Annotated in this window: 13 protein-coding genes and 5 tRNA genes; 8 read left to right on the top strand and 10 right to left on the bottom strand. The window is 65.2% G+C overall.

Annotation, left to right across the window (positions count from 1 at the left end; all coding sequences use genetic code 11):
* Positions 1-101: 101 nt before the first annotated feature.
* Both ISP17_RS12400 and ISP17_RS12395 read right to left on the bottom strand, forming a co-directional pair.
* Entirely contained in the window at positions 102-872 is a 771-nt protein-coding gene (locus ISP17_RS12400; RefSeq protein ID WP_404633561.1) for an FKBP-type peptidyl-prolyl cis-trans isomerase N-terminal domain-containing protein, read from the bottom strand.
* A gap of 172 nt (positions 873-1,044) precedes the next feature.
* Positions 1,045-2,787, bottom strand: a complete 1,743-nt coding sequence (locus ISP17_RS12395) for a cation:proton antiporter (RefSeq protein WP_404633559.1) — start codon at positions 2,785-2,787, stop codon at positions 1,045-1,047.
* A gap of 156 nt (positions 2,788-2,943) precedes the next feature.
* Between ISP17_RS12395 and ISP17_RS12390 the strand changes: the two genes are divergently transcribed.
* From ISP17_RS12390 to ISP17_RS12380, 3 genes are all read left to right on the top strand, one after another.
* Positions 2,944-3,019: transfer RNA gene (locus ISP17_RS12390), tRNA-Ala, on the top strand.
* Between the two features lie 9 nt (positions 3,020-3,028).
* Positions 3,029-3,104 (top strand) — tRNA-Glu (locus tag ISP17_RS12385).
* A gap of 57 nt (positions 3,105-3,161) precedes the next feature.
* Positions 3,162-3,238: transfer RNA gene (locus ISP17_RS12380), tRNA-Asp, on the top strand.
* Positions 3,239-3,305: 67 nt separating this feature from the next.
* Here the strand turns inward: ISP17_RS12380 and ISP17_RS12375 are convergent.
* On the bottom strand, positions 3,306-3,773 hold the full coding sequence (locus ISP17_RS12375) for a DUF1249 domain-containing protein (protein ID WP_404633557.1): 468 nt from the start codon (positions 3,771-3,773) through the stop codon (positions 3,306-3,308).
* Positions 3,774-3,794: 21 nt separating this feature from the next.
* The gene (gene ppsR / locus ISP17_RS12370) at positions 3,795-4,610 is read right to left on the bottom strand and encodes a posphoenolpyruvate synthetase regulatory kinase/phosphorylase PpsR (RefSeq protein ID WP_404633555.1); all 816 of its coding nucleotides are present in this window, start codon (positions 4,608-4,610) and stop codon (positions 3,795-3,797) included.
* Positions 4,611-4,836: 226 nt separating this feature from the next.
* Between ppsR and ppsA the strand changes: the two genes are divergently transcribed.
* Together ppsA and ISP17_RS12360 are read left to right on the top strand one after the other, a co-directional pair.
* On the top strand, positions 4,837-7,209 hold the full coding sequence (gene ppsA, locus ISP17_RS12365; protein ID WP_404633553.1) for a phosphoenolpyruvate synthase: 2,373 nt from the start codon (positions 4,837-4,839) through the stop codon (positions 7,207-7,209).
* A 232-nt stretch (positions 7,210-7,441) separates the two neighbouring features.
* Positions 7,442-8,215, top strand: a complete 774-nt coding sequence (locus ISP17_RS12360; RefSeq protein WP_404633551.1) for a TetR/AcrR family transcriptional regulator — start codon at positions 7,442-7,444, stop codon at positions 8,213-8,215.
* 61 nt (positions 8,216-8,276) lie between these two features.
* On the opposite strand, the gene ISP17_RS12355 is transcribed toward ISP17_RS12360, so the two are convergent.
* Positions 8,277-8,366: transfer RNA gene (locus ISP17_RS12355), tRNA-Ser, on the bottom strand.
* Between the two features lie 114 nt (positions 8,367-8,480).
* Here ISP17_RS12355 and ISP17_RS12350 point away from each other — a divergent pair.
* Complete coding sequence (locus ISP17_RS12350; protein ID WP_404633549.1) at positions 8,481-9,182, top strand: PP2C family protein-serine/threonine phosphatase; 702 nt, start codon at positions 8,481-8,483, stop codon at positions 9,180-9,182.
* Between the two features lie 7 nt (positions 9,183-9,189).
* Here ISP17_RS12350 and dnaQ read toward each other — a convergent pair whose 3' ends face one another.
* Genes dnaQ through ISP17_RS12335 form a run of 3 tightly spaced genes read right to left on the bottom strand, consistent with a single transcriptional unit; the run spans position 9,190 to position 11,056 of the window.
* On the bottom strand, positions 9,190-9,909 hold the full coding sequence (dnaQ, locus tag ISP17_RS12345; RefSeq protein ID WP_404633547.1) for a DNA polymerase III subunit epsilon: 720 nt from the start codon (positions 9,907-9,909) through the stop codon (positions 9,190-9,192).
* Positions 9,906-10,349 carry a ribonuclease HI gene (gene rnhA / locus ISP17_RS12340; protein WP_404633545.1) on the bottom strand — a complete coding sequence of 148 codons (444 nt, stop codon included), beginning with the start codon at positions 10,347-10,349 and terminating at the stop codon, positions 9,906-9,908. The genes dnaQ and rnhA overlap by 4 nt, the downstream gene beginning before the upstream one ends.
* Before the next feature lie 26 nt (positions 10,350-10,375).
* Complete coding sequence (locus ISP17_RS12335; RefSeq protein WP_404633543.1) at positions 10,376-11,056, bottom strand: methyltransferase domain-containing protein; 681 nt, start codon at positions 11,054-11,056, stop codon at positions 10,376-10,378.
* Between the two features lie 180 nt (positions 11,057-11,236).
* Between ISP17_RS12335 and gloB the strand changes: the two genes are divergently transcribed.
* Complete coding sequence (gloB, locus tag ISP17_RS12330; RefSeq protein WP_404634306.1) at positions 11,237-12,004, top strand: hydroxyacylglutathione hydrolase; 768 nt, start codon at positions 11,237-11,239, stop codon at positions 12,002-12,004.
* Complete coding sequence (locus ISP17_RS12325; protein ID WP_404633541.1) at positions 12,001-13,197, top strand: LysM peptidoglycan-binding domain-containing protein; 1,197 nt, start codon at positions 12,001-12,003, stop codon at positions 13,195-13,197. The genes gloB and ISP17_RS12325 overlap by 4 nt, the downstream gene beginning before the upstream one ends.
* A 91-nt stretch (positions 13,198-13,288) precedes the next feature.
* Here ISP17_RS12325 and ISP17_RS12320 read toward each other — a convergent pair whose 3' ends face one another.
* Positions 13,289-15,193, bottom strand: a complete 1,905-nt coding sequence (locus ISP17_RS12320; RefSeq protein WP_404633539.1) for a SurA N-terminal domain-containing protein — start codon at positions 15,191-15,193, stop codon at positions 13,289-13,291.
* Between the two features lie 87 nt (positions 15,194-15,280).
* A tRNA-Asp gene (locus ISP17_RS12315) sits at positions 15,281-15,357 on the bottom strand.
* Positions 15,358-15,360: the final 3 nt, after the last annotated feature.

The following is a 15,360-nucleotide window of genomic DNA, read 5'->3' as shown; positions in this document are numbered from 1 at the left end:
AGCCGGATTCTAACAGGCCGCATTCGTCGGGAGCCCCAAAGAAAAGGGCGCGAATTGCTTCGCGCCCTTTTCCGGTTCAGCGATGGTCGTCGCTGAAGCGATCAGCCGCCCTGGCCGGGGGCGCCCTGGCCTGCCGGGGTCGGGCCGGTCTTCTCCAGCGTCACGTCGAAGATCAGCGTTTCGTTCGGCGGGAAGCCGTTGCCCGGCTGCGCGCCATACGCGAGGCTCGACGGAATGAAGAGCTTGTAGTGGGCACCGGTCTGCATGAGCATCAGGCCCTCGCGGAAACCCGGGATCACGCCGGCCAGCGGGATCGGCACCGAGGTGCCGGTCTTCGGCTCCGGATGATCCGCCGAAGCGTCGAATTTCTCGCCATTGACGAACGTGCCGGTGTAGGTAATCTGCACCGTGTCGTTCGGACCCGGGCGCGGGCCGCTACCGGCCGAGATCACCTGATACTGCAGGCCCGAGGCCGTGGTCTTCACGCCCGGCGCCGACTTGTTCTTGGCGATGAAGGCGTCGCCCTCGGCCTTGTTCTTGGCCGCCACCTGCTCATACTCGGCCTTCGCCTTGGCCTGCAGGTTGGTGATGAAGGCCTGCTTGACCTGCTTGTATTCCTCTTCGCTCATCGTCGGCTTCTGGCCAGACAGCGCCGACTGCACGGCGCGGGCCACGGTCGCCGGATCCACCTCGTTGCGCACCAGCGGCGGCAGCGAGCTGGCCAGGTCCCAACCCACCACGTAGCTGGCCTTGGTCTTGTCGACCGTACCGGCAGCCGAGGACTTGGCGGCCTGCGCATGGGCGCCGGCAGTCATGCCCAGCGCCACGGCCAGAGCGGCCGTCGTGAGCGTGGGACGCAGAAAATGCTTCATTCGAGACTCCCTCATTTGGAATGTGCCGGCAGTGCCGGACAAGCCTCCGCTGCGGAGGCTGGCCGCTCATTGTGCGACCGCTGCCAACGCTTGGCAACGACGCGGGGGCTGCGACCGTTCATCGCCTGAAAGGTTCCCGCCGCGGCGGGTTTCGATCGACCGGAAGTACCGGTCATTCCTTGGCGATGGTGTCGCGCAAAGCGGCCTGCAGGCGGGCGTGAACCCTCACCAGTCCGCGCCACAGCACCACCGCTACCAGCACGCCGGCTGCCGCCAGCGACAACGCCACCCCGCGCGGCGGAAGGATGGTGGAACCCAGCGCGCTGACCAGCACGGCCAGCACGAACAGCGTCGCCAGGGGAATCAACCGGGCCAGCACGCCGCGGATGGTGCGCGTGTACGCCCCGGCATAACTCTCGCGGATGCCCAATTCCGCCAGCAGCATGCCCAGCGCCTCCGCCTTGCGGTACACCGCGATCAGCAGCGGCAGCGACAGGAACAGCGCCGCTGCCCAGATCACGGTATGCCGGGCATCCCGGGTCAGGCCGAACATCGAGAACCATGCCCAGTTGTGCGCGTTGACGTAGGCGCCGATCACGAACAGCGTCACCACCAGCATCACGTTGATCGCGATGTGCATGAGCAGCCGCCGCAGCATCGCAGCGATCACCGCGTTTTCGTTGACCGGGCGCAGGTTTTCCAGCCAGCCGCTGTAGCTGGTCACCAGCAGCCGCATCGGCGAGGGCGCGATGCGTCGCATGCCGTTCACCAGGCCATCGGCCGAACGAACGAGATAAGGCGAGATCGCCATGCACAGCACCGACACGGCCACCGCCACCGGATAGATGAAATCGCTCACCGCCCCGAGCGAGAGACCCAGCGTGGCGATCACGAACGAGAACTCGCCGATCTGCGCCATGCTCACGCCGGCACGCACGGCGGTGCGCGGATCGTGACCGATCGCGAACATGCCCAGGCTGCAGATCACGGTCTTGCCGGTCATCACCACGGCGGCGATCGCCAGCGCGGGCACCGCATACTGGACCAGCATGGCGGGGTCGATCTTCAGGCCGATCGCCACGAAGAACAGCGCCGCGAACATGTCCCGCAGCGGCTCGATGAGATGCATCACCTTTTCCGAGCTGCGTGCTTCGGCCACCACGGAACCAACCAGAAAAGCGCCAAGGGCCACGCTGAAACCCATCCAGGCTGCCAGCAGGCTCGCACCGAAGCACAGCCCCAGCGTACTGACCAGCAGCACCTCGTCGCGCCCGAACCCGGCGACGTAGTCGACCAGTCTCGGCACCAGCAGCAGACCGATGATCATGCCGGCCACAACGAACAGGCCCAGGTGACCGATCAGCGTGAATGCCGTGGACGCCTCGACCGAGCCGCCGATCGCCACGGCCGTCAGCAGCGTGAGGATGACGATGGTGAGCATGTCCTCCGCCACCAGCAGACCGATCACCAGCCTCGCAAACGGCAGCGCGCCAAGTCCGCTCTCGGACAGGGTGCGCGTGGCCACCATGGTGGACGACAGCGCCATGATGCCGCCGAGGAACAGCGCATCCCTGCCCTTCCAGCCGAACGCCTCGCCCAGGCCGTAGCCGATCCATAGCATCACGCCGACTTCGGCGACCGCCACGACGAGTACCCCGATCCCGACCTCGCGCAGCTTGCGGATGCTGAACTCCAGGCCCAGCGTGAACATCAGCAGCACCACGCCGAGGTTGGATATGTCGTTGATGGTGCGCGGGTCGGCCACCAGCACGCCCGGCGTATGCGGTCCGATCAGCACACCGGCGAGAATGTATCCAAGCAGCACCGGCTGGCGCAGGCGATGGAACAGGATGGTCGTGGCGCCGGCCACGATCATCACGATCGCGAGGTCGCGAATGAAGCCGATCTCGTGCATGCGTATTCCTGCAGGGGCGTGGCAAACAAGCTTACCCGCAGCGATGCATGCGGCAGCGCGATGCGCCGAAGCGAAGGAGCACGTTTCGAAAATTTTTTTGCAAAAAACGCTTGACGGAATCGCGACCCCTGCCTATTCTTTCGGGCTTCCAGCGGCGGGGCCATAGCTCAGCTGGGAGAGCGCCTGCATGGCATGCAGGAGGTCGGCGGTTCGATCCCGCCTGGCTCCACCAACTTAATTCGTCCCCATCGTCTAGAGGCCTAGGACATCACCCTTTCACGGTGGCGACCGGGGTTCGAATCCCCGTGGGGACGCCAAGTTGGAAACCCGCAGTTCGCGGCAACGCGAACGACGTTGAAGCTGGAAGCAAATGTGGAGCGGTAGTTCAGTTGGTTAGAATGCTGGCCTGTCACGCCGGAGGTCGCGGGTTCGAGTCCCGTCCGCTCCGCCACTAACGGAAAGCCCGCCTTGAGCGGGTTTTTTGTTGTCTGCCGTCCGGCATCCCGACAACAACAGGATCAAGCCGGCTCGTCGCGCTCCAGCGTGCCGACGGAGTGCCCCTGCTCGGCCAGATATTCCAGCCAGCGGGTCAGGAAGCCATTCATGCGGAGCCGGTGCTGCAGCACCGTGTGTGCGGGCGGAAACGGTCCCAGCACCTGCCACAGGTGGCGCCCGGGATGGCAGTGCAGCGCCTCCGCCACATGCGCGTCGGTGTACACGCGCAACTGCGCAGAGGGCGTGCGCAGGCCGGTCTGCTCGTCGACCAGGTCATAGGTCAGTTCAAGCTCGAGCGTGTAGGGGTGGCACTCCTGCACCTGCAGATGCACATCCAGCCCGTCGTCCACGCGGGAGATGTAGCGACCCGGCGACAGCGCCTGCGGCGCGAACAGTCGCACCAACCGATGGTAGTTCTCGGCATACAGCCCCATCAGGAACTCGAAACGTCCCGGCAACAGGGCGGCGCGGCGATCCAGTACGGCACTCATGCGGTCATGCGACTCCGGTGATCAGAACATGGTGCGCTCGATCCCGAAGCGCTCGAAGATCTTGCTGGCGATCTCCTCGATCGACACGTGCGTGGTGTTGAGGTTGGGAATGCCCTCGCGACGCATCAGCTTGTCCGCCTGCGCCAGCTCCCATCGACACTGCTCGATGGTGGCATAGCGGCTGTTGGCGCGCCGCTGCTCGCGGATCTGCGCCAATCGCAGCGGGTCGATGGTGAGACCGAACAGGCGATCCTTGTACGGGCGCAGCCGGACCGGCAGTTCCAGCTTGTCCAGGTCGTCGTCCGTGAGCGGATAGTTGGCGGCACTCACTCCGTAATGCAAGGCCATGTAGAGGCAGGTCGGGGTCTTGCCCGAGCGGGATACGCCAACGAGGATCAGGTCCGCTTGCGCGTAGTCCACATCGATCCCGTCATCGTGCGACAGCGCGTAGTTGGTGGCGTTGATGCGCGCCTCGTACTTGTCGAAATCCACCAGGCCGTGCGAACGGTTGACGGCACCGGAACGCTTGGCGCCCAGCTCCTCTTCCAGCGGACCGATGAATGGCGCAAACACGTCCAGCATCAACGCGCCGCTGGTCGCCACGATGTCGCACAGGGCGCGGTCGGCCATGGTGTTGACCACGATCGGCCGGTCGCCGGTCTGCGCGTAGCGCGTCTTGATGCGCAGCGCAGCCGCCTCGGCCTTTTTCGCATCGTCCACGAACGGCAGGCGATGCTTGTCAAACTCCATCCCTTCGAACTGCGCCAGGATGCTGTTGCCGATCGTCTCGGCGGTAATACCAGTGGAGTCGGAGATGAAAAAAACGGTTCGCTGCATGGATCGGTTCCGGCTCGATGGATGGTGTCTCGGGCACCTTAGCGCAAGCGCTGTTTGCTTTGTTGGCTTGAGCTTTGACTGACTGGTATGCAGGTGGCGCGGCAACGGATTGCATTGGTCTTCTTGTGCTGTGCACCAATCCCGGCGGACAATACCAGTTCTATGTGGCGCGCTTTTGCGGCAGCCGCACCGCCTCACCCACTCTAGTGTTCCGAGGAGATCCACCTTGAACGATCTGGTGCTTTGGCTTGACCAACTGCGCATGACTGACCTGGGCCAGGTCGGCGGCAAGAACGCCTCGCTGGGCGAGATGATCGGCAACCTGAGCAAGCTGGGCGTCTCGGTGCCGGGAGGCTTTGCCACCACCGCGGACGCCTTCCAGCAGTATCTGGACAAGAGTGGCGTGGCCAAGCGCATCCAGGCGCGACTGGCCGGCCTGGACGTGGATCAGGTCGATGCGCTCGTCGCTGCCGGCAAGGAGATCCGCGAGTGGGTGATCGAGACTCCGCTGCCGGCCGAGCTGGACCAGGCCATCCGCGACGCCTACGCCAAACTGTGCCGGGATGCCGGCAGCGACGACATCGCCGTGGCGGTGCGCTCGTCCGCGACCGCCGAAGACCTGCCCGACGCCTCGTTCGCCGGCCAGCAGGAAACCTTCCTCAACGTGGTCGGCATCGAGGACGTGCTGCACAAGGTCAAGGAAGTCTTCGCCTCGCTCTACAACGATCGCGCCATCGCCTATCGCGTGCACCAGGGTTTCAAGCACGAAGACGTGTTCCTCTCCGCCGGCGTGCAGCTGATGGTGCGCTCGGACGTGGGCGCTTCCGGCGTGCTGTTCACGCTGGACACCGAGTCAGGCTTCCGCGACGTGGTGTTCGTCACCGGCTCCTACGGTCTGGGCGAGATGGTCGTGCAGGGCGCAGTGAACCCGGACGAGTTCTACGTGTTCAAGCCCACGCTCAAGGCCGGCAAGCCCGCCCTGCTCCGCCGCAGCCTCGGCGCCAAGCAGCAGCGCATGGTCTATTCGGACAAGCCCGGCGAGCGCGTGCGCATCGAGGAGACCCCGGCTGCCGACCGCAACCGCTTCTGCATCACCGATGCCGACGTGGAAGAGCTGGCCAAGCAGGCGCTGGTGATCGAACAGCACTACGGCCGCCCGATGGATATCGAGTGGGCGAAGGACGGCCACACCGGCAAGCTCTACGTGGTGCAGGCGCGACCGGAAACGGTGAAATCGCGCGACCACGCCACCCAGCTGGAACGCTTCCAGCTCCACGGCAAGGGCAAGGTGCTGGCCGAAGGCCGCGCGATCGGCCAGAAGATTGGCGCGGGCAAGGCACGCGTGGTGAAGTCGCTGGCGCAGATGAACGAGTTCCAGCCCGGCGACGTGCTGGTAGCCGACATGACCGACCCCGACTGGGAGCCGATCATGAAGCGCGCTGCCGCTATCGTCACCAACCGCGGCGGCCGCACCTGCCACGCGGCGATCATCGCCCGCGAGCTGGGCGTGCCGGCGGTGGTGGGCACCGGCAACGGCCTGCAGTCGATTCCCGATGGCGCGGAGGTCACGGTGTCCTGTGCCGAAGGCGACACCGGCATGATCTACGAAGGCAAGCTGTCGTTCGAGCGCATCACCGCCGATCTCGGCGCCATGCCCGAAGCGCCGCTGAAGATCATGATGAACGTGGCCAATCCCGAGCGTGCCTTCGACTTCGGCATGCTACCCAATGCCGGCATCGGCCTGGCCCGGCTGGAGATGATCATCGCTAGCCATATCGGCGTGCATCCCAAGGCACTGCTGGAGTACGCCAAGCAGGACGCCGAGACCAAGGCCAGGATCGACGAGCGCATGGCCGGCTATGCCGACCCGGTTTCGTTCTACGTCGACCGCCTGGGCGAAGGCATCGCCACCATCGCCGCGTCGGTGTATCCGAAGCCGGTGATCGTGCGCCTGTCCGACTTCAAGTCGAACGAGTATGCCGGCCTCATCGGCGGCTCCCGCTACGAGCCGCACGAAGAGAACCCGATGATCGGCTTCCGCGGCGCCAGCCGCTACGTCGATCCGAGCTTCGCCGAGGCGTTCGCGCTTGAGTGCCGCGCGGTCAAGCACGTGCGTGAGGTGATGGGCCTGGACAACGTGTGGGTGATGATCCCGTTCGTGCGCACTCTGGGCGAGGGCCGCAAGGTGATCGACGTGCTCGCCGCCAACGGCCTCAAGCAGGGCGAGCACGGGCTCAAGGTCATCATGATGTGCGAAGTGCCTTCCAACGCCCTGCTGGCCGACGAGTTCCTCGATATCTTCGACGGCTTCTCGATTGGCTCCAACGACCTGACCCAGCTCACGCTGGGCCTGGACCGCGATTCATCGATCGTCGCCAGCCTGTTCGACGAGCGCGACCCGGCTGTGAAGAAGCTGCTGGCCATGGCCATCCAGACCGCCCGCGCCAAGGGCAAGTACATCGGCATCTGCGGCCAGGGCCCGAGCGATCACCCGGACTTGGCCGAATGGCTGATGGATCAGGGCATTGAGTCGGTGTCGCTCAACCCCGACACTGTGGTCGACACCTGGCTGCGGCTGGCCAAGAAGAAGGCCGGCTGAGCGCGCTCGGCATACGAGATCCAGCGATAGCGAGAAGGCGGGGGCAACCCCGCTTTTTCGTGTGTGCGCATCGCCGTCGTGCAGTGCAGCTTGCCGGCATCCGGCATCACCACTAGCTTCATACGGGTGTTTGAAGTGTCCATCGGGCGGCGAGGCCGCCCGGTCACTACGCGATCATCGGCTCGCACTTGTCAGTCGGCCTTTGTCAGCGGCGTTTATCAGGAACAGGGCGATGCGCAGCACCACTGGGGGAGCACAGGCCGCCGACACCCGCAGCCGTCTGCTGCAGGCAGCAGAGCTGCTGTTTATCGAACGCGGTTACGAGGCGCTCTCATTACGCCAGGTGACCGCCCGTGCGGGGGCCAATCTCGCCGCGGTGAATTATCACTTCGGCAGCAAGGACGCGATGCTCAAGGAGCTGCTCTCGCATCGGCTCGATCGCCTCAACGAAGAGCGCCTGCGCCTGCTTGACGCCTGCGAAGCCGGCGACAGCGTGCCGGACTGCGTGGCCATTCTCGGCGTGCTGTTCGTGCCGGCCCTGCAGCTGGGGCGCGACCCGGCCGGCGGCCCGGCTTTCCTGCGCCTGCTCGGCCGCGTCTACAGCGACGCCTCGCCCTTCATCCGTGACCATCTGCAGCAGCACTACCGCCCGATCTTCGGCCGCTTCTTCGAGGCATTTGCGCGCGCGCTGCCGCAGTTGCCGCGCAGCGAACTGGGCCTGCGCCTGCATTTCGCGCTCAAGTCGTTATCGGGTGTGCTTGCCGCCGACGACATGGGCGAATTGGTCGCTGAGCTCAGCATGGGCCACGACATCAGCGACGCCGAACTGCTGGCGCGCCTCGTAGCCCTGGTTTCCCCCGCACTGACCGCCCCGCTTGGCACCCCGCAGCAGATCGCCGTGATCGATCGACTGATCCAGCTCAGTCACCGCAATGGTGGCACCGAGACGTTCGCGTGCAGCCTGGAGTCGCCTGAGCACGCCAGCCCACCGAGACTCAGCGCCTAGGCAAATCTCCCGGTGAACGCCCAAGAAAAAGGCCTCGCATTGCTGCGAGGCCTTTGTCGTCTGGCGGAGAGGGTGGGATTCGAACCCACGGTACGCTTACACGTACGCCTGATTTCGAGTCAGGTACATTCGACCACTCTGCCACCTCTCCAAAGGGGTCACACGGTGGTCCGCGCGAGCCGGTAATCATACGCATGCCCGCGAGCCGTGACAACTGGGTGCTGCATCCGGCATGCTGCCGTGATTCGCCGGCAACCCCACTCCCATGATCGAATTCGGACACGGAACCCACGTCGGACTGCGCCGCACGCGCAATGAGGACACCTATTACGCCGATCCCGCACTGGGCCTGTTCCTGGTCGCAGACGGCATGGGTGGGCACCAGCATGGGGAAGTGGCGTCGGCGCTGGCGCGCGATGTGGTGGTGGAGGAGGTGCGGCTCGGCGCGAGCTTGCTCGATGCCGTGCGCACCGCGGCTGGCCGGCTCGAGGCACACGCCCGCAAGAGCCGCGATGCGCTGCCGATGGGCACCACGCTGGCTGCACTGCGCATTCGCGATGAAGCCTACGAACTGGCATGGGTCGGCGATAGTCGCATCTATGCCTTCGGCGAGGATTTCCGTCAGGTCAGTCACGATCATTCCTTGGTGCAGGAACTGATCAACGCCGGCCGGCTCGATCCGGAACTGGCCGCACGCCATCCCCAGCGCAACGTGCTGACCCAGGCGCTGGGGATCACCACGGCCGAGCAGATCCACGTCGGCGTGGCGCGCGGCGCCTGCCGGGCCGGGACCGGTTTCCTGTTGTGCACCGACGGGCTGACCGAGGGGCTGGATGATGCCGCCCTTGCCCGCACGGCTCAGCGAACCGACCTGGCCGCCCAGGAATGTGCCGACCACCTGCTGCTCGACGGGCTGGAAGCCAGCGGCAACGACAACCTCACCGTGATCCTCGTGCGACTTACCTAGAGCGCGGTCACGCAACCGAAGACGATTCTCGCCGCCACAGGCTGGTGCCTCCCGCGCTCTTGTCCAGAGCATCGAGCCGCTTTTCGTGGGCTGCCAGTTCGTCAGCGTCGGCGCGCAGCACGCGCGGACGGCGCAGCAGTTCGACCGGGACGATGATGGCGGCCCGCTCTTCCTCTCCCGGCTTGTCGAAGCCCAGGTCGAGCGCGACCTGCCCCGAGGTCATCGCGATATAGACGTCCGCCAGCAGGTGGCAGTCGATCAACCCGCCGTGCAGCTCGCGCGCGGAGTTGTCCACGCCCAGGCGCTTGCACAACGCATCGAGGCTGTTGCGCTGGCCGGGATACCGTTCGCGCGCCATCGCCAGCGTGTCGAGCACGCTGCAGCGCTGCTGGATCGTGCCCGGCGGTTCGGGCAGGCGCGCCAGCTCGGCATTGAGAAAACCGAGGTCGAACGCCGCGTTGTGAATGATCAGTTCGGCGCCGTCGATGAAGGCAAGGAAATCGTCTGCGACGTCGGCGAAACGCGGCTTGTCGAGCAGGAAATCGTCCTCGATCCCGGTGACCTGGCGAGCACCCTCGTCGATAGCGCGATCCGGATTGAGATAGGTCTGGTAGCGTCGACCGGTCAGCCGCCGCTCCACCATTTCCAGACAGGCGATTTCGATCAGCCGGTGCCCCTGGCGTACTTCCAGGCCGGTGGTTTCGGTATCGAGAACGATCTGCCTCATGCCTTGCTCCGGTATTGCTCGGCCTGTTCGCGGGCCGCCACGTCGACACGCTCGTTCTCTACGTGCCCGTTATGTCCACGCACCCACTGCCAGCGGACCGCGTGCGGCGCGGTCGCCTCCGACAGGCGCTGCCACAGATCCTGATTCTTCACCGGCTTGCGATCGGCCGTACGCCATCCGTTGGCGCGCCACTTGGGCACCCATTCCTCGATGCCCTGCATCACGTAGCGCGAGTCGGTGGTGAGATGGACCTTGCAGGGACGCTTCAGTGCTTCAAGTGCCGCGATCGCGGCCATCAGCTCCATGCGGTTGTTGGTGGTATCTGGTTCGCCGCCGGCCAGCATGCGCTCGGTGCCCCTGGAGCGCAGCAGCGCGGCCCAGCCGCCGGGTCCGGGATTGCCCAGACAGGCGCCATCGGTAAAAGCTTCCACTTCGGTCAACGTTGATCCTCGTTCATGCCGGCCAATCAGGCCGAGTTGCGTCGTGCGCCGGGAGCGAGCCCGGCATCGGCAGGAGCGCGCAGCGGGCGCGGCACCAGCCGGATCGGCGTCACGGCCTGGCGGCGCTTGCGTGCCAGCAGCACGTAACCTCCCCCGATCGCTTCGGACAGCAACGACGCCCCCGCACCGCCCGGCCACGCGTGGCCGACCCGTCGCACGCACTCCACCTGCATGGCACTGCGGCGCAGCCATTCGCCAACCTGCAACGGCATGTGCAGGCGCAGCGACTGCTGGCGACCATGCCATGCCATCCACGGTGTCCACAGGCTGAGCGGATGCACGCCGCTCAACACCAGCAGCCCTCCGGGTGAGAGCACGCGTATGCCCTCCTCCAGCAACGGTTGCGGCAGCGCCGCCGTCTCCAGCGCATGACGCAGGATCACCAGCTCGAAGGCATCGTCGACGAACGGCAGAGGCTCGTCGGTCCGACCGCGCAGATCGCCCGCATACAGATCACCCGCCAGCTTCAGATGCGTCCAGCACGACAGCATGGGAAGTGCCGGTGGCTGGTCCTGCATGGCGGCCGATACCAGCAGCCCGTGATCACCGGTGCAGCGTTGCAGCTCCGGCAGCAGGTCGCGCGCTTCGTCCGCCAGCAGTTGCCGAAGGGGCGCGCTGGCATAGATGTCGGGACAGGCTGCGGACATGCGATACATCCGATCGTGGGCCGCCAGAGTGTAGCCGTTGACGCCACCTGCAGGCAGCCGTCTGGCGCCCGACCGGGTTAACACTCCACTAACGAGCAGCCCGAAACCGGCGGTTATAGTCGGCGGCCCGATGCACCAAGCCGGAGTCTGGTGGCCGTGCATCACCATGTGGAGACGGACGTGCATCTGCTTGCGCTACCGGCCCTGGCCGACAACTACATCTGGCTGTTGCACGATGATGCCGGCAATGCGCTGGTGGTGGACCCCGGCGAGAGCGAACCGGTGGAGCGGGCGCTGATCGAGCGCCGACTGCAACTTCGCGCCATCCTCCTTACCCATCACCATCACGACCACATCGGCGGCGCAGCGGACTTGCGCGAACGACACGGCGCGACCGTGTACGCCCCCAACGATCCACGCATCGGCGAGTGCGATATCAGGGTCAGCGATGGTGAGACCGTCATGCTGACGGCGCCCGCCGCGCATTTCCAGGTGATGGCCGTGCCTGGTCATACGCTCAGCCACGTCGCCTACGCCGGCGAGGGCTACCTGTTTTGCGGCGACACGCTTTTCAGCCTCGGCTGCGGGCGCCTCTTCGAGGGTACGCCAGCGCAGATGCTCGCTTCGTTCGATCGACTGGCCAGCCTGCCCGCCACGACACTGATCTGCTGCGCGCATGAGTACACCGCAGCGAATGGCCGCTTCGCCGCGGCCGTCGATGCCAACAATGCGGCGCTGTCGGTGCGACTGCACGAGGTCGCGCGGCTGCGCGAGCAAGGACAACCGACGGTACCTATTTCATTGGAAGACGAGCGGGCGACCAATCCGTTCCTGCGCACCGATCAACCTGCGCTCGTGGCATGGGCAAGGGCGCGAGGCATCGTTGCCGATGACCGCGTTGCGCGATTTGCGGCACTGCGAGCGGCCAAGGACCAGTTTCGCGGATGACTCGCTCCCGTGCATTGCTCGTTCGACCGCTGGCGCCATTGCTGGCCGCATTGCTCGCCGCCTGCGCGACGACGCCATCGCCGAAACCTTCGCCGGCACCACGCCCCGTCACGCCGGGCCAGAGCTCGACCACTTCAGCGGCCCCGCCACCCGCCACAACTGCCGAAGAGCCCGAGTCAGCCGGCACGCCAACCAGCGAACCGTGGAGTCGACTGCGTGCCAGCTTCGCCATGGCGGACTGCGACAGCGATCCGGCAGTGCAAGCCTGGGCACATCGCTTCACGGCCAACCCACGCCGCTTCGAACAGCGGCTGGCACAGTCCCTGCCGCGCCTGCGCTTCATCCAGAACATCGCAGAGAAGCACCGGGTGGCCGGCGAATTCGTGCTGCTACCCTGGGTGGAGAGTCGCTACCTGCCAGTGCAGGGACGCGGACGCCAACCGGCCGGCATGTGGCAGATCGTGCCCGCCACCGCCGGATCGCTTGGACTGCGGGTGAACCGGCATTTCGACGGCCGCATGGATGTGGCTGCCGCCACCGAGGCGGTGATGACGATGCTCCGGCGATATCAGGACCAGCTCCAGGACTGGCGCCTGACCGACTACGCCTACAACGCGGGCGAATACGCCGTGCGCAAGCTGGTTGCCCGGCACGGCGCTCCTCCGGAACAGCCGGTAATACCCAAGCTGCCGGTCAAGAACGTTACCCGCGAACACCTGATCAAGCTGCTGGCGATTGCCTGCGTGATTCGCGAGCCTGACCGCTTCCAGGTCCGGCTTCCGACTCTGTCCAAGGAGCAGCACCTGGTCGCCGTGCCGATCGAACATCCCATGTCGATGGCGAACGCGGCAAAGCATGCGGGCATGTCGATCGATGCGCTGCGCGACTACAACGCAGCCTTTCTCAACAATCGCATCGACCCGAACCTCGCCCCCACCCTGATGCTCCCAGACAATCGGGTCGATCAGTTCGTCCAGGCGATGCGCAACGCCGGTGCGTCGGAGGAAACATCCGTTCCGAGCGATCCGGTGCCAGCCGGCAAGACGCCATCACACACGGTACGTCCCGGGGAGAGTCTGTGGCTGATCGCCAAGCGGGCCGGCGTCGGGGTGAAGCAACTCAGGCGCTGGAACGGACTACGCGACAACCGCGTGCATCCCGGACAAGTGCTGAGATTGGTGGCGCCGGACTAGAGCGACGTTCGTGACGTCGAGGTTGCCAGGCCAAAGAAAAAGCGACCCGCGGGTCGCTTTTTCTTTTTTCCGTCAGTGAATCACCCAAAGATCAGAGTCGATCCTTGGCGACCGTGATCTCGGTCCGCGCCTTCACCTGCTCGATGAACTCGAACGCCGCCTCGGTGCCGTAGGCCTTGGCCATCTGGCCACGCAGCATATTGAGGTCTTCCGGGCGAATCTTGCTCATGTCCGCACCTTCCACCTTGTCCAGCGCCATCAGCGCATAGCTGCCGTCGCCCATCTGCACGGCGGCAAACTCCGACTTGCCAGCGGTGGGGTGCGGCATGAGGAACGCCTTTTGTTCCAGCTCTGGCGGCAGGCCAGGCTGGGTGCGGACCACACCATCGGCGCTCTTCACTGCCGCCTGGACCGAGCCGGCTACTGCATCGAAGGTCTCGCCCTTGTTCAAGCGATCGAGCAGCGCGTCGGCCTGCTTCTTCGCCGCGGCCGTCGCACGTTCGGCCATCACCATCTGCCGCACGCGATCCTTCACTTCGGCCAGCGGCTTAGTGGCGGCCGGAAGGTGCTTGTCCACACGCACCACGACCGCATGGCCGGTGTCCAGATCGATCAGGTTCGAATTGTTGCCCTGCGCCAGCACGTCCTCGCTGAAGGCCGCCTTGAGAACTTTGGGATCCGCAGCGATGCCCGTGCCGCCGGCGCGCGAGAACAACTCGGTGGACTTGATCGTCAAGCCCAGTTCCTGCGCAGCCGGTTCGAGCGATGCGGGGCTCTGATAGGTCTTGTCGGTCAGCTTGCCGGCCAGTTCGTTGAAGGCACGCTCGCGCGAACCGGACTGCGCCTCCTTGGCCAGTTCATCGCGGACCTCGTTGAACGGTTTCGCCGCACCGCTGCGCACGTCGCGCAACCAGATGACGTGGTAACCCTCGTCGGAGAGCACGGGCTGGGAAATCTGGCCCTTCTGCATCTTGAACAGCGCGTCGTCGAACGCGGCGTTGGCCACACCCTTCTCCAGCCAGCCGAGATCGCCGCCGGCGCGCTTCGAACCAAGGTCGTCCGAATCCTTCTGGGCCAGCTGGGCGAAGTCGGCCGGCGTGGCTTCTGTCGCGATCTTCTGCGCCTTGGCCAATGCGGCTTTCTGCTGATCCGGCGTTGCGTTCTTGGGCACGTTGATCAGGATGTGCGAGACGAGTCGCTGCTCGGGTTGCACGAATTTCTGCTTCTCGTCCTCATAACGCTTGCGCAGCTCCTCGTCGGTAGGCGGCGCCTCGGCCTTGAGGCCAGCTTCGTTGACTTCGATGTATTGCAGCGACACCTGCTCCGGCGTCACGAACTCGTCCTTGTGCTGCGCGTAGTAAGCACCGACCTGATCGTCGGTCACCGGTGCGTCGTCCACCTTGGGCTGCGGCAGCTGGGCATAACGAACAGTGCGACGCTGCAGACGCAGGTTGATGTAGCGATCCAGGTCGGCGTCGGTGACGATCGTGCCTGCCGTGATCGCGTCCGGGATCAATCCCGGCTCGAGCGACGCGCGGATCTCGCTCTCGAACATGGCGGGCGTCTTGCCCTGCATGGAGAGCACCGTACGATAGGTGGTCGGATCGAAGTGACCATCCAGCTGGAACGACGGTATGGAGGCGATGAAGTCGCGCACCGCCTGGTTTGACACCACCAGGCCGAGATCGTCGTTGGCCTTGGCCAGGACCTTTTCATCGATCAGCTGATTGAGGATCTGAAGCTTGGTCGCCGGCTGCTCGAACACGCTGCCATCGAAGCTGTCGCCCTGCTCGGCGCTGGCGCGCTGACGAAGCTGATTCACGCGCTCCGTAAACTGCTGCTGGCTGATTTCCTGCTTGCCCACCTTCGCCACGAACGTGTCGTTGCGTGACATGAAGTAGGACTCGATGCCGAAGAACGACATGGCAAAGACGGCGATACCCAGAATGACGATGGATGGCCATCCGTGCATCTTGTTACGCAGTGCCTGCAGCATTGGAAGACTTTCCCGGTGACGTTAGACGTGTGCGCCATGCGCATGCTGTAAATGACAAGGGCGCCACGCGGGCGCCCTTGCTAACTCTGGCGGAGCGGACGGGACTCGAACCCGCGACCTCCGGCGTGACAGGCCAGCATTCTAACCAACTGAACTACCGCTCCGCA

The sequence above is a fragment of the Dyella ginsengisoli genome, from assembly GCF_044904665.1.
GTDB classification, from domain to species: domain Bacteria; phylum Pseudomonadota; class Gammaproteobacteria; order Xanthomonadales; family Rhodanobacteraceae; genus Dyella_A; species Dyella_A ginsengisoli.
This window is presented reverse-complemented; position numbering and strand designations above follow the sequence as displayed.

What these genes read in the sequence shown, in the direction of transcription:
- ISP17_RS12360 (WP_404633551.1), top strand. Translation starts at nt 7,442, where the DNA reads ATGCGCAGCACCACTGGGGGAGCACAGGCCGCCGACACCCGCAGCCGT.
- ISP17_RS12375 (WP_404633557.1), bottom strand. Translation starts at nt 3,773, where the DNA reads ATGAGTGCCGTACTGGATCGCCGCGCCGCCCTGTTGCCGGGACGTTTC.
- ISP17_RS12325 (WP_404633541.1), top strand. Translation starts at nt 12,001, where the DNA reads ATGACTCGCTCCCGTGCATTGCTCGTTCGACCGCTGGCGCCATTGCTG.
- ISP17_RS12335 (WP_404633543.1), bottom strand. Translation starts at nt 11,056, where the DNA reads ATGTCCGCAGCCTGTCCCGACATCTATGCCAGCGCGCCCCTTCGGCAA.
- ISP17_RS12320 (WP_404633539.1), bottom strand. Translation starts at nt 15,193, where the DNA reads ATGCTGCAGGCACTGCGTAACAAGATGCACGGATGGCCATCCATCGTC.
- dnaQ (WP_404633547.1), bottom strand. Translation starts at nt 9,909, where the DNA reads ATGAGGCAGATCGTTCTCGATACCGAAACCACCGGCCTGGAAGTACGC.
- ISP17_RS12395 (WP_404633559.1), bottom strand. Translation starts at nt 2,787, where the DNA reads ATGCACGAGATCGGCTTCATTCGCGACCTCGCGATCGTGATGATCGTG.
- ISP17_RS12350 (WP_404633549.1), top strand. Translation starts at nt 8,481, where the DNA reads ATGATCGAATTCGGACACGGAACCCACGTCGGACTGCGCCGCACGCGC.
- ISP17_RS12400 (WP_404633561.1), bottom strand. Translation starts at nt 872, where the DNA reads ATGAAGCATTTTCTGCGTCCCACGCTCACGACGGCCGCTCTGGCCGTG.
- ppsR (WP_404633555.1), bottom strand. Translation starts at nt 4,610, where the DNA reads ATGCAGCGAACCGTTTTTTTCATCTCCGACTCCACTGGTATTACCGCC.